The following is a 239-nucleotide window of genomic DNA, read 5'->3' as shown; positions in this document are numbered from 1 at the left end:
GGCAACGAATTAAGCGTGGTTTTTCGGATTCTTTTCCAGGGATATGCGTGTGCTTACACACTTTACACAGTCTCTGGCCAGTTTTTTTACTGTTTATGTAAAGATACTGGTGAGGCGCATGGCAGCGTGGACACTTTTCTTTTTTAGATAGTTGAGGTGATGTTTTTCGCCGACGAATAGGTTTAATCGGTTTACCGAGGTCTTCGGAATAATCTAGAATACGTTGATAATCTAAATCA

1 pseudogene is annotated in these 239 nt (G+C 40.6%); it reads right to left on the bottom strand.

What is annotated here, in order from left to right:
• Positions 1–239 (bottom strand): annotated as a pseudogene (locus ACYQ2O_RS13830) (DDE-type integrase/transposase/recombinase); the annotation flags it as partial.

The sequence above is a fragment of the Alkalibacterium sp. m-11 genome (assembly GCF_054658155.1).
Note: the sequence above shows the minus strand (reverse complement) of the source record. Positions and strands in the feature narration are given on the sequence as shown.